Here is a 12,455-nt window from a genome sequence, read left to right as displayed (position 1 = left end):
TTTTCCCTTGCCGTTGACCTCGCGCGGGCGAAGGGGACCGCGGATGGCTCAGCCGCCTCGACGGCGGGGGAAGGCTTGAGGTATGAGCGTTCCCCAGGTGCCCGCGGGCCGGGCCGAGGAAGGGTGGCCGAGTGGTTTAAGGCAGCGGTCTTGAAAACCGCCGTGGGGGCAACCCCACCGTGGGTTCGAATCCCACCCCTTCCGCCAGCCCCCTCCCTCAGGCTCCGCTCCCCGCCATCGTGCGCGACCGTGGGCCGGAGCCGCCTGGGGCCTGAATCCCGGATTGACCCCTGGGGACATGGCGTCCAGTGAGGGGCCGCCCCCTGACCGCCGCTTTGGGTGTGGCGCATTGGAAGAAAATTCACGGCAAGCCGATTAGGCTAATCCCATTGTGTCCGGGGCCGCAGCGTCAGCTGGCCCCCTTTGTGTTGGGGTCGGCAATGGCGACGTTTCTTTCCCGGCGCGGGTTCATGCGCGCAGGTGCGGCTGCGGGTGCGGCGATGGCGGCGGCGCCGGATGCGGCCTTCGCCCGGTTTGCCGTCAATTCCGGCGATGGCGGCCTGCCGGCGCTGGCGCGGGACATGGAGGGCCGGCTCATTCTGCCCGATGACCATGCCTACCGCTACAGCGCCCGATCCAACAATGCGCGCTACGATGGCGTGCTGCCGCGCGCCATCGCGCTGTGCGCCTCGGAGGGCGACATCATCCGGTGCCTGCGCTGGGCGCGCGACAACCGCGAGGTGTTCGCGGTGCGCTCCGGCGGCCACTCCTATGCCGGCTACTCCAGCACGCCGGGCCTGCTGATCGACGTGCGCGCGCTGCGCCGGGTCAGCGTCAATCTCGACGATCAGACCCTCACCGTGCAGGGCGGCGCCACCAACCAGGACGTGGCCGACGTGGCGAGCGCCTATCCGTTCGCGATCCCCGCCGGCCGCTGCCCGACGGTCGGCGTCACCGGCCTCACGCTCGGCGGCGGCTGGGGCTTCGCCAGCACGCGCTCCGGCCTGACCTGCGACCGGCTGCTGTCGACCGATCTCGTCCCGGCCAGCCTGGAGCCGATCACCGCGAGCCCTGAGAGCCATGCCGACCTGTTCTGGGCGGTGCGCGGTTCCGGCGGCGGCAATTTCGGCATCCACACCAGCTTGACCTATCGCATGGTGCCGGTCGGGAACGTCACCGTCTTCAACATCTTCTGGCCGGCGCAGAAGCAGGTCGAGATGATGGTGGCGCTGCAGGACCTGCAGATCCGCCACGCGCGCGACATCTCCACCCGCAGCAAGGTCGCTGCCCTGCGGGCCGGCCCCTTCCCCGGCCGCGACGAGCTTGCCGCCCAGACGCTGGGCGTGTTCTACGGCGAGGAGCGCGCCTTCCGGGAGCTGATCCAGCCGCTGTTCCGCATGCTGGAGCCGGCCCGCGCCTATATCAGGCCGATGAGCTACTGGGAGGCCCGCGACTATCTGGTGACCGACGACCCCCAGGGGTTCTTCGACGTCCGCACGAGCATGGTCCGGGACCAGCTGACCGCCGACGCCCTGGAGGCTTCGCTCACCTGGATGTCGAAATGGCCCGGCGGCGCGGTGCGGCAGGCGAACATGGGCATCCTGTTCGCGATCGGCGGCGCGGTCGGCGACAAGCGGGTCGACGAGACCGCCTATGTGCACCGCGGCTGCAATTTCATCTTCGAGATGGAGCGGGACTGGTCGCCGCTCGATCCGCCGCATCTGGTGGAGCAGCAGGCCCGCTGGCTGGACGACTATTTCGCCGACATGCAGCGCTTCGTGCTTCCGCGGTCCTACGTGAACTTCCCCGACCGGGGGCTCAAGGACTGGCAGCACGCTTATTACGGCGAAAACCTCGCCCGGCTCAGCGGCGTGAAGCGCCGCTACGACCCGGAGAACCTGTTCCGGTTCGCGCAGAGCATCCCGCTGTCACCCGGGTGAGGCTTGCGGCATTCAGGCGTTCCCGCGACGCCCGGCCCCTAACGTCAGCGCACCGGGCCTCCGTCCGGCTCGTCGATGAGCGCGTTCGGCCGTGCGAACTTTCGCAGCGCGTCGATGTCGTCGGTATGGATCAGCGAGCCTGAGGTCGAGACGCCAATGTCACGCAGGGATGCGAACGCCCTGGAGAGATTTTCGGGCGTCATGCCGAGCAGCGAAGACAGCTTGCGCTTTTCGAAGATGAGGTCCACAGCGCCTTCGACGCGCGACTGCACCATCTGCTGCAGCAGCCAATTGGCCAGGCGCTCCGCGCCAGTGCGCAGCTTCTGGCTCTTCAGCTCCTTGATCGTGCGGCGGTAGTCGCCCGCAAGCTCGGTCACCACGGCACGGGTAAACCCGCTGTCGGTGCCGAGCGCCGCGCGCACGTTCTCGGCCGGGATCATGAGCAGCTGGGACTTGCCGAGCGTGCGGGCCGATTGCAGGTAGGCCTGGTCATTGAGGACCGCGGCCAGGATGAAGGTTCCTACCGGGCGCACCAGGCTGATGGTCGTCTCCCGCCCGCCATCGCTCGCGAACATCTCCACCAGCCCATCTACGACCACGTGCAGGAAATCGGCGCGATCGGCCTCGTTTATGAGGGTGACGCCCGAGGGAAAGCGTTGAAGCAGGCCCGCTCGCATCATCTTGGCGAACGTCTCCTTCTTCGCGTCCCGGAACAGGGGGAGATGCCTGATGGCATCGGCATCCTCGGGCTTCATTCCATTCTCACCAATGCGGGGACGACGTCAGGATACTCCGGCAATTGATAAACATCAAATGCACATCGGACTAAAAGCAAATGGACGAAATACATATAGCAATGAAGTATACGTATGTTTTTGGTAGCCTGTCTGTTGTGTATCGTTGCATTTAAACTGATACAAATCAAAGAACCTTCAGTCTCATTGAGGCACCTTCTCGCCGCACGACGCAGCCGTGTTTTTGCAACGGGCGAGATCAAGCCATGCAAGCCAGTCGAGATGTCAGTTCCGCCGACCAGCGGACCGCTCTTTCCTTAAGTACTGTCGCCTTTACCGTGTGTTTCGCGGTGTGGACGATCTTCTCCATCATTGGCATCCGCATCCGGCAGGATCTCGGCCTTTCCGACACGCAATTCGGCCTTCTAATCGGAACGCCCATCCTCACGGGATCACTGATCCGGGTCGCTCTCGGCATATGGACCGACATGTATGGTGGGCGCGTCGTCTTCAGCCTCACGATGCTGGCGGCCGCCGTCGCCACCTACCTGCTGACCTTCGCCCACACCTACCCGCAGTTTCTGCTGGCCGCGCTCGGCGTCGGCATTGCCGGCGGCTCGTTCGCGGTGGGCGTCGCCTACGTATCCCGCTGGTATCCGCCAGAGAAGCAGGGCACCGCCCTGGGCATCTTCGGCGCTGGCAATGTAGGCGCGGCAGTGACCAAGTTTCTTGCCCCCTTCGTTCTCGTCGCCTTCGGCTGGCAGATGGTCGCGCAGGTCTGGGCCGCCGCCCTCGTGGTGACGGCGGTGATCTTCTTCGTCACCACCAAGGACGATCCGGTGCTGGTGGAGCGCCGCCGCCTCGGCATCAAGCCGAAGAGCGCGTGGCTGGAACTGGAACCGCTGAAGAACGTCCAAGTATGGCGCTTCTCGCTCTATTATTTCTTCGTCTTCGGCGCCTTCGTCGCGCTGGCGTTGTGGCTGCCGCAGTATCTCGTGAAGGTCTACAGCCTCGACATCAAGACCGCCGGCATGATTGCCGCGTTTTTCTCGGTGCCCGCCAGCATCTTCCGGGCCTATGGCGGCCACCTTTCCGACGTCTACGGGGCGCGGCGGGTGATGTACTGGACCTTCCTCGTCTCGGTTGCCGCCACCTTTGTCCTGTCCTACCCGCCGACCGAATATATCGTGCGCGGCATCAATGGCCCGATCACCTTCCACATGGAGATGGGCGTCGTCGGCTTCACCGTCACGGTGTTCGTCCTCGGCTTCTTCATGGCCCTCGGAAAGGCCGCGGTCTACAAGCACATCCCGGTCTACTATCCGGGCAATGTGGGGGCCGTGGGCGGCCTCGTGGGGATGATCGGCGGCCTCGGCGGCTTCATCCTGCCGCTCATGTTCGGCGTGCTCAACGACCTGACCGGCCTGTGGACCAGCTGCTTCATGCTGCTGTTCGTCATCGCCGTCGGCTCGCTGGTCTGGATGCATCTCGCCATTCGCCAGATGGAGAAGGAAGCCACCGGCAGCGCGCTCCAGAAGCTGCCGGAGCTGCCGGAAATGCAAGGCCTGGCGCCGCATGACGCCCCTGCCCTGCCCGCCCGCAAGACCGGCGCGGTACTCACCGACTGGCGGCCCGAGGACAAGACGTTCTGGGCTGCGACCGGCCGCGCCGTCGCAAGGCGCAATTTGTGGCTCTCCATCCCGGCACTGCTGCTCTCCTTCGCCATCTGGCAGGTGTGGTCCGTGGTGGTGGCGAAGCTGCCGCTGGTGGGCTTCAAGTTCACCACCGACCAGCTCTTCTGGCTCGCCGCTCTGCCGGGCCTGACCGGGGCGACGCTGCGCATCTTCTATTCCTTCATGGTGCCGATCTTCGGCGGGCGGCTCTGGACGACGCTCACCACCTGGTCGCTCATCATCCCCGCGCTCGGCATCGGCTATGCGGTGCAGAATCCGGACACGCCCTACATCGTCCTGCTCATCCTCGCGCTGCTCTGCGGCTTCGGCGGCGGCAACTTCGCCTCCTCCATGGCCAACATCTCCTTCTTCTTTCCCAAGGCGGAGAAGGGCAACGCGCTGGCGCTGAATGCCGGCCTCGGCAACCTCGGGGTCAGCGTGGTGCAGTTCGTGGTGCCGCTCGTCATCACCATGGGCATCTTCGGCGGCCTCGGGGGTGATCCCGCGCTGGTGAAGACGGCCGCCGGCCCAGCGCCCCTATGGCTTCAGAATGCCGGCTTCATCTTCGTGCCCTTCATCATCCTCTCCGCTTTCGGAGCGTGGTTCGGCATGAACGACATCGCCGACGCCAAGGCCTCGTTCCGCGAGCAGTCGGTGATCTTCCAGCGCAAGCACAACTGGATCATGTGCTGGCTCTACACCGGCACCTTCGGGTCCTTCATCGGCTATTCGGCAGGCTTTCCCCTCCTCACAAACATCCTCTTCCCGGAGGTGAACGCGCTCTCCTACGCCTTCCTCGGCCCGCTGGTCGGCGCGCTTGCCCGCTCCGGCACTGGGTGGCTGGCGGACCGCTACGGCGGCGGACGGGTGACGCTCTTCGTCTTCGTGCTGATGATGGCGGGCGTGTCGGGCGTGCTGTGGGCCATCGGCATGCGCGCCGAGCCCTGGGCCTTCTCGGCCTTCTTCGCCGCCTTCCTGGTGCTGTTCTTCGCCACCGGCGTCGGCAACGCCTCCACCTTCCAAATGATCCCCGCGATCATGGCGAAGGAAATGGACCGCCTGATGCCGGCGGCCGACGCCGAGGCGCGCCGTCGGCAGGCGGAGAAGGAGGCGGCGGCCATCACCGGCTTCACCTCCGCCATCGCCGCCTTCGGCGCTTTCTTCATCCCCAAGGGCTACGGCAGCTCCATCGCGCTGACGGGCTCGCCGGAGGCGGCGCTCTGGGCCTTCCTCGGCTTCTATGTGAGCTGCCTGATCATCACCTGGGCCGTCTACACCCGCAAGGGCGGCCTCCTCCACGACATCGAGCGCGGGATCGCCCCGCGCCCCACCCACCGTCCGGCCCCCGCCGCGTAACGGAAGGCAATTCCATGTCCCATTTCCTCGACCGGCTCACCTTCTTCCGCCGCGAGACCGAGCCCTTCTCGAACGGCCACGGCATCGTCACCCACGAGGACCGCTCGTGGGAGGATGGCTACCGCAAGCGCTGGCAGCACGACAAGATCGTGCGCTCCACCCACGGCGTGAACTGCACCGGCTCCTGCTCGTGGAAGATCTATGTGAAGGGCGGCATCGTCACCTGGGAAACCCAGCAGACGGACTATCCCCGCACACGGCCGGACCTGCCGAACCATGAGCCCCGCGGCTGCGCCCGCGGCGCCTCGTACAGCTGGTATCTCTATTCCGGCGCACGGGTGAAGCACCCCATGGTGCGCGGGCGCCTCTTGAAGCTCTGGCGCGAGGCCCGCGCCAAGCTGCCGCCGGTCGCCGCCTGGGCCTCCATCGTGGAGAACCAGGAAAAGCGCGCGGCCTACACTTCCATCCGCGGCCATGGCGGCCTCGTGCGCGCCACGTGGGACGAGGTGAACGAGATCATCGCCGCCGCCAACGCCTACACCATCCGCACTCACGGCCCGGACCGGGTGGCGGGCTTCTCGCCCATCCCGGCCATGTCCATGGTCTCCTATGCCGCGGGGGCGCGCTATCTCTCGCTTCTCGGCGGCGTGTGCCTCTCCTTCTACGACTGGTATTGCGACCTGCCGCCCGCCTCCCCCCAGACCTGGGGCGAGCAGACCGACGTGCCGGAGAGCGCCGACTGGTACAATGCCGGCTTCATCATCGTGTGGGGCTCCAACGTGCCGCAGACGCGCACGCCGGACGCCCATTTCTACACCGAGGTGCGCTACAAGGGCACCAAGAGCGCGGTGGTGACGCCCGACTATGCCGAGGCCACCAAGTTCGCCGACATCTGGCTGAACCCCAAGCAGGGCACCGACGCCGCGCTGGCCCTCGCCATGGGCCATGTGATCCTGCGCGAGTATCACCTCGACCGGCAGGTGCCCTATTTCGACGATTACTTGCGCCGTTACTCGGACATGCCCTTCCTCGTGCGGCTCGTGGAGCAGGGCGGGCGGCTCGTCGCCGAGCGGATGCTGCGCGCGTCCGATTTGCCGGGCGGCCTCGGCGAAGAGAACAATCCCGAATGGAAGACCGTCGCCTTCGATGAGGCGAGCGGCGATCTCGTCGCCCCCGTCGGCTCCATCGGCCATCGCTGGGGCGAGCAGGCCAAATGGAACCTGGAGGAGAAAGACGGCGCCGGCCGCGCCATCCGCCTGCGCCTCTCCCTGAAGGACCATGCGGACGAGATCGCCGCCGTCGACTTCCCCTATTTCGGCGGTCGCGCCACCGAGCATTTCGTTGCCACCGACCATGGCGAGGTGCTGACGCGAAACCTGCCCGTGCGCCTCGTGCAGGGCGCGGACGGCAGCGTGATGAAGGTCGCCACCGTCTACGATCTCATGATGGCCAATTACGGCCTCGACCGCGGCTTCGGCGGCGGCAACGTCGCCTCCTCCTATGACGCGGACGTGCCCTTCACCCCGGCGTGGGCCGAGCGCATCACGGGGGTGAAGCGCGATGCCATCATCACCGTGGCGCGCGAGTTCGCCACCAATGCGGAGAAGACCAACGGGCGCTCGATGATCATCATCGGCGCGGCCATGAACCACTGGTATCACATGGACATGAACTACCGGGGGGTCATCAACCTTCTGGTGTTCTGCGGCGCCATCGGCCAGTCGGGCGGCGGCTGGTCGCATTATGTGGGGCAGGAGAAGCTGCGCCCGCAGACGGGCTGGCAGCCGCTCGCCTTCGGGCTCGATTGGGGCCGCCCGCCCCGGCACCAGAACGCCACCTCCTTCTGGTATGCCCACACGGACCAGTGGCGCTACGAGACGCTGACCGCCGGCGAAATCCTCTCCCCCACCGCACCCAAGGGCGAGTGGGACAAGAGCTTCATCGACTACAATGTCCGCGCCGAGCGCATGGGCTGGCTGCCGTCGGCGCCGCAGTTGAAGCAAAACCCCTTGTCGATCGCGGGGAAGGCCAAGGCCGCCGGCCAGGACGTGAAGGATTACGTCGCCTCCGCTCTGAAGAGCGGCGCGCTGGAACTCTCCTGCCACGACCCGGACCATCCGGACAACTGGCCGCGCAATCTTTTCGTCTGGCGCTCGAACCTGCTCGGCTCCTCCGGCAAGGGGCACGAATACTTCCTCAAGCACCTGCTCGGCACCCAGCACGGCGTGATGGGCAAGGACCTCGGCAGCGAGGGGGCGGTGCGCAACACGGAAGTGGCGTGGCACGAGGAGGCTCCGAAGGGCAAGCTGGACCTCCTGGTGACGCTGGACTTCCGCATGTCCACCACCTGCGTCTACTCGGACATCGTTCTGCCCACCGCCACCTGGTACGAGAAGAACGACCTCAACACCTCGGACATGCACCCTTTCATCCATCCGCTCTCGGCGGCGGTGGACCCGGCGTGGGAGGCGCGCTCCGACTGGGACATCTACAAGGGCCTCGCCCGCACCTTCTCCGCCGTCGCCCCGGAGGTGCTGGGCGTGGAGACGGACACCGTCCTCACCCCCATCCTCCACGACACGCCCGCCGAGATCGCGCAGGCGCTGGACGTGAAGGACTGGCGCAAGGGCGAGGTGGAGCCGATCCCCGGCAAGACCATGCCCACCGTGACCGTGGTGGAGCGCGACTATCCCGCGACCTTTGCCCGCTTCACCGCGCTCGGGCCGCTGATGGAAAAAATTGGCAACGGCGGCAAGGGCATCAGCTGGAAGACCGGGCATGAGGTGGACGCCCTCAAGGCCCTCAACGGCACCCACCGCGACGGCCCGGCCAAGGGGCTCGCGAAGATCGAGACCGATATCGACGCCGCCGAGGTCATCCTCATGCTGGCGCCGGAGACCAATGGCGAAGTGGCAGTGAAGGCGTGGGAGGCGCTTTCCCAGAACACCGGCCGCGAGCACGCCCATCTCGCGCTGCCCAAGGAAGACGAGAAGATCCGCTTCCGCGATGTGCAGGCGCAGCCGCGCAAGATCATCTCCTCGCCCACCTGGTCGGGCATCGAGAGCGAGAAGGTCTGCTACAATGCCGGCTACACCAATGTCCACGAGCTGATCCCCTGGCGCACGCTCACCGGCCGCCAGCAGCTTTATCAGGACCATCTGTGGATGCGGGCCTTCGGCGAGGAGCTCGTTACCTGGAAGCCCCCGGTGGATCTGAAGACCATACCCGGCCATCGCAATGCCAGGCCCAATGGCAACCGGGAGATCGTGCTTAACTTCCTCACCCCGCACCAGAAATGGGGCATCCACTCCACTTATACCGACAATCTTCTCATGCTCACCTTGAACCGGGGCGGGCCGGTGATCTGGATCAGCGAGGACGACGCCCGCGCGGCCGGCCTTGCCGACAATGACTGGGTGGAGGTGTTCAACGCCAACGGCGCGCTCACCGCCCGCGCCGTGGTCTCCCAGCGCGTCATGCCGGGCATGGCCATGATGTATCACGCGCAGGAGAAGATCATTAACACCCCCGGCTCGGAAATGACCGGCAAGCGCGGCGGCATCCATAATTCCGTGACACGCACGGTGCTGAAGCCGACCCACATGATCGGCGGCTACGCCCAGCAATCCTACGGCTTCAATTATTACGGCACGGTCGGCGCCAATCGCGACGAGTTCGTGGTGGTGCGCAAGATGAACAAGGTCGACTGGCTCGAGGACGAGCTGCCGGCCGCTTCCGAAAAGGAGATGGCCCAATGAAGATCCGCGCCCAGATCGCCATGGTGTTGAACCTCGACAAATGCATCGGGTGTCACACCTGTTCCGTCACCTGCAAGAACGTTTGGACGAGCCGCCAGGGCGTGGAATACGCCTGGTTCAACAATGTGGAGACCAAGCCCGGCGTCGGCTATCCCCGCGAGTGGGAAAACCAGAAGAAATGGAACGGCGGCTGGCGTCGCAAGCAGAACGGCAAGATCGAGCCGCGCATCGGCGCGAAATGGCGGGTGCTCTCCAACATCTTCGCCAATCCGGACCTGCCGGAGATCGACGATTATTACGAGCCCTTCACCTTCGACTACGAGCACCTTCACACCGCCAAGGAATCGAAAGCCTTCCCCACCGCGCGCCCGCGCTCCCTCGTCTCCGGCGAGCGGATGGAGAAGATCGAGTGGGGTCCAAACTGGGAGGAGATCCTCGGCGGCGAGTTCGCCAAGCGGCGCAAGGACGTGAACTTCGAGGGTGTCGAGGCCGAGATCTACGGCCAGTTCGAAAACACCTTCATGATGTACCTGCCGCGCCTGTGCGAGCACTGCCTGAACCCCACCTGCGCGGCCGCCTGCCCCTCCGGCGCCATCTACAAGCGCGAGGAGGACGGCATCGTCCTCATCGATCAGGACAAGTGCCGGGGCTGGCGCATGTGCGTGTCCGGCTGCCCGTACAAGAAGATCTATTACAACTGGTCTTCGGGAAAGTCGGAGAAGTGCATCTTCTGCTATCCGCGCATCGAGGCGGGACAGCCCACCGTGTGCTCGGAAACTTGCGTGGGGCGCATCCGCTATCTCGGCGTGCTGCTCTATGACGCCGACCGCATCGAGGAAGCGGCGAGCGTGAAGGACGAGAAGAAGCTCTACCAGGCCCAGCTCGACCTCTTCCTCGATCCGAAAGACCCCGCCGTCATCGCCCAGGCCCGCGCCGATGGCGTGCCGGATGCGTGGATCGAGGCGGCGAAGGTCTCGCCCATCTGGAAGATGGCCATGGAGTGGAAGGTCGCCTTCCCGCTCCATCCCGAATACCGCACCCTGCCCATGGTGTGGTACGTGCCGCCGCTCTCGCCCATCCAGTCCGCCGCCACCGCCGGCAAGATGGGTATGGATGGCGAGATGCCGGACGTGCGCTCCCTGCGCATCCCTTTGCGCTACCTCGCCAATCTCCTCACCGCCGGCAATGAGGAGCCGGTCGCCCTGGCGCTCGAACGCATGCTCGCCATGCGCGCCTACATGCGGGCGAAGACGGTGGACGGGCGCCTCGACGAGCGCGTGGCGACCAGGGTCGGCCTCACCGGCGCGGACATCGAGGACATGTACCAGACCATGGCCATCGCCAATTACGAGGACCGCTTCGTCATCCCCACCGCCCATCGCGAGGCGGGGGAAGACCCGTTCGACCTGCGCGGCTCGTGCGGCTTCTCCTTCGGCAACGGCTGCTCGGGCGGGGACAGCGATGTGAACCTGTTCGGCAGCCCCACCCACACGCCGGGCCGGCGCACCAAGACACCGATGGAGGTGGAGTGATGGCCGACAACCTCACCCTCAAGGCCCTCTCGCGCCTCCTGCTCTATCCCGAGGCGGCATTGCAGGATGCGGCGCCCCACCTCGCCGAGGCGCTCGTCGCGGACGGACGCCTCGACGCCTCAAGCCGCCTCGGCCTCATGCCGCTGCTGCGCTCGCTCGCGGGCGAAGATCTATATGACCTGCAGGAGGCCTATGTGAGCCTCTTCGACCGCACGCGGCGCCTGTCCCTGCACCTGTTCGAGCATGTGCATGGGGAGAGCCGTGACCGTGGGCAGGCCATGGTGGACCTCGCGGCGCTCTATGCGCAGGGCGGCCTCGCCATCGGCGCCAACGAGCTGCCGGACTTCCTGCCCCTGTTCCTGGAGTTCGCGGCCACGCGCCCGCAGGCCGAGGCCGAGGCGCTGCTCGGCGACGTGGACCACATCCTCGCCACGCTGGAGGAGCGCCTTGGCGAGCGCGGCTCGCTCTACGCCGCCGTGCTCACCGCCGTGCGCCACCTCGCCGGCGCCGAGGCAGAAGCCCTGGACGCACGGGCGACCGCACCGGCAACCGCATCGGCGCCAGCGCCGACGCCCCACACCGAAGACCTCGCCGCTCTCGACAAGGAGTGGGAGGAGACCGCCGTCACCTTCGGCCCCGGCGATGCCGCCTCCTGCGGCGTCGATCGCTTCCGCACCCAGCTTCGCGCCGCCCAGCGCGATGTGCGCCACCCCGCAGCCTGAAGGAGGCAGCCATGTCGCAGGCCATCAATTCAGCCCTGTTCGGCTGGTATCCCTACCTCTGCCTCACGGTGTTCCTCGTCGCCAGCCTCATCCGGTTCGATCGCGAGCAATACACCTGGAAGACCGGCTCCTCACAATTGCTGCGCAAGAGGCAATTGCGGTGGGGGTCCAACCTCTTCCACGTGGGCATCCTCATTATCTTCATCGGCCATGCCGGCGGGCTGCTGACGCCCATCTGGGTGTTCGATGCGCTCGGCATCTCTCACAGCTTCAAGCAGGGGCTGGCCATCACGGTGGGCGGCATCGCGGGGGTCATGTGCTTCATCGGCATCGCGCTCCTCGCCCATCGCCGGCTGTTCGATCCGCGCATTCGGGCAAATTCCAGCTTCGGCGACACCGCCATCCTGCTGCTGTTGTGGGTGCAGCTCACGCTCGGCCTGTCCACCATCTTCGTTTCGCTGCATCACATGGACGGGCACGAGATGGTGAAGTTCATGAACTGGGCGCAGGGCATCCTCACCCTCCAGCCGGCGGCGGCCGCCTATGTCGCGGACGTGAGCCCCATCTTCAAGGCGCACCTGGTGCTGGGCATGACGATCTTCCTCGTCTTCCCCTTCACCCGCCTCGTGCACGTGTGGAGCGCGCCGGTCTGGTATCTCGGCCGGCCCGGCTATCAGGTGGTGCGCTCGCGTCGGCCCGTCCGCAAGCCGGTCGCAGCGCGCCCGCAGCCTGCGACGGCG

Annotated in this window: 7 protein-coding genes and 1 tRNA gene; 7 read left to right on the top strand and 1 reads right to left on the bottom strand. The window is 66.2% G+C overall.

What is annotated here, in order from left to right; translation table 11 throughout:
• Positions 1-117: 117 nt before the first annotated feature.
• Both AC2W7M_RS10400 and AC2W7M_RS10395 read left to right on the top strand, forming a co-directional pair.
• Positions 118-207, top strand: a tRNA-Ser gene (locus AC2W7M_RS10400).
• Positions 208-470: 263 nt separating this feature from the next.
• A complete protein-coding gene (locus AC2W7M_RS10395; protein WP_486132197.1) occupies positions 471-1,940 on the top strand; it encodes an FAD-binding oxidoreductase in 1,470 nt (489 codons plus the stop codon).
• 44 nt (positions 1,941-1,984) lie between these two features.
• Here AC2W7M_RS10395 and AC2W7M_RS10390 read toward each other — a convergent pair whose 3' ends face one another.
• Positions 1,985-2,695, bottom strand: coding sequence for a cyclic nucleotide-binding domain-containing protein (locus AC2W7M_RS10390; protein WP_486132195.1), 711 nt, complete (start codon positions 2,693-2,695; stop codon positions 1,985-1,987).
• A gap of 245 nt (positions 2,696-2,940) precedes the next feature.
• On the opposite strand from AC2W7M_RS10390, the gene AC2W7M_RS10385 reads away from it, so the two are divergent.
• From AC2W7M_RS10385 to narI, 5 genes are all read left to right on the top strand, one after another.
• Positions 2,941-5,703 (top strand): nitrate/nitrite transporter, encoded by a 2,763-nt coding sequence (locus AC2W7M_RS10385; RefSeq protein ID WP_486132193.1) that lies wholly within the window; start codon positions 2,941-2,943, stop codon positions 5,701-5,703.
• 14 nt (positions 5,704-5,717) lie between these two features.
• Positions 5,718-9,461 carry a nitrate reductase subunit alpha gene (locus AC2W7M_RS10380; RefSeq protein WP_486132191.1) on the top strand — a complete coding sequence of 1,248 codons (3,744 nt, stop codon included), beginning with the start codon at positions 5,718-5,720 and terminating at the stop codon, positions 9,459-9,461.
• Positions 9,458-10,993: a nitrate reductase subunit beta gene (gene narH, locus AC2W7M_RS10375; protein ID WP_486132189.1), complete on the top strand. Its 1,536-nt coding sequence runs from the start codon at positions 9,458-9,460 to the stop codon at positions 10,991-10,993. The genes AC2W7M_RS10380 and narH overlap by 4 nt, the downstream gene beginning before the upstream one ends.
• Positions 10,993-11,715: a nitrate reductase molybdenum cofactor assembly chaperone gene (gene narJ, locus AC2W7M_RS10370; RefSeq protein ID WP_486132187.1), complete on the top strand. Its 723-nt coding sequence runs from the start codon at positions 10,993-10,995 to the stop codon at positions 11,713-11,715. The genes narH and narJ overlap by 1 nt, the downstream gene beginning before the upstream one ends.
• 11 nt (positions 11,716-11,726) lie before the next feature.
• On the top strand, positions 11,727-12,455 hold a 729-nt coding region (gene narI / locus AC2W7M_RS10365; protein ID WP_486132185.1), incomplete at its 3' end, for a respiratory nitrate reductase subunit gamma.

The organism is Xanthobacter sp. BG11Y11_SDJG (genome assembly GCF_057364445.1).
Note: the sequence above shows the minus strand (reverse complement) of the source record. Positions and strands in the feature narration are given on the sequence as shown.

Coding starts and splice junctions, on each gene's coding strand:
- AC2W7M_RS10395 (WP_486132197.1), top strand. CDS start 471: ATGCGCGCAGGTGCGGCTGCGGGTGCGGCGATGGCGGCGGCGCCGGAT.
- AC2W7M_RS10390 (WP_486132195.1), bottom strand. CDS start 2,695: ATGAAGCCCGAGGATGCCGATGCCATCAGGCATCTCCCCCTGTTCCGG.
- AC2W7M_RS10385 (WP_486132193.1), top strand. CDS start 2,941: ATGCAAGCCAGTCGAGATGTCAGTTCCGCCGACCAGCGGACCGCTCTT.
- AC2W7M_RS10380 (WP_486132191.1), top strand. CDS start 5,718: ATGTCCCATTTCCTCGACCGGCTCACCTTCTTCCGCCGCGAGACCGAG.
- narH (WP_486132189.1), top strand. CDS start 9,458: ATGAAGATCCGCGCCCAGATCGCCATGGTGTTGAACCTCGACAAATGC.
- narJ (WP_486132187.1), top strand. CDS start 10,993: ATGGCCGACAACCTCACCCTCAAGGCCCTCTCGCGCCTCCTGCTCTAT.